Source organism: Stenotrophomonas maltophilia group sp. RNC7, from assembly GCF_030910085.1.
Lineage (GTDB): Bacteria > Pseudomonadota > Gammaproteobacteria > Xanthomonadales > Xanthomonadaceae > Stenotrophomonas > Stenotrophomonas sepilia.
The window spans coordinates 1-379 of the sequence record NZ_JAVFVN010000605.1 but is presented as its reverse complement, the minus strand read 5'-3'; the positions used below and the strand labels follow the sequence as shown (position 1 = coordinate 379).

Genomic DNA, 379 nt, shown 5'->3' with positions numbered 1-379 from the left:
CGGCATCCGGTTGTTCGAGCGCACCACGCGCCGCCTGGCGCTGACCGAGGCGGGCACGGCCTTCTACCGCACGTGCGCGCAGGTGCTGACCGACCTGGAGGAAGCGGAAACCGTGCTGGCGGTGCAGCAGAACGAACCCGTGGGCCGACTGCGCGTGGACGCGCCGGCCACCTTTGGCCGCCTGCGGGTCTGGCCGCCGCTGCTGCGCTTTGCCGAACGCCATCCCCGTCTGCGGCCGCATGTGTCGTTCACCGACCGGTTCGTCGATCTGCTCGACGAAGGCATCGATGTAGCAGTGCGCATTGGCGGCCCGGATCACTGGCCCGCCTCGATCGGATGTCGCCATCTGGGCCGCGAACGCCTGCTCTTTTGCGCGTCG

The 379-nt window shown here is 69.7% G+C and carries 1 protein-coding gene; it reads left to right on the top strand.

Going from position 1 to position 379, the window contains the following annotated elements; all coding sequences use genetic code 11:
* A partial coding sequence (locus tag RCF13_RS11690) for a LysR substrate-binding domain-containing protein (protein WP_308141199.1) occupies nucleotides 1-379 on the top strand: 379 nt, incomplete at both ends.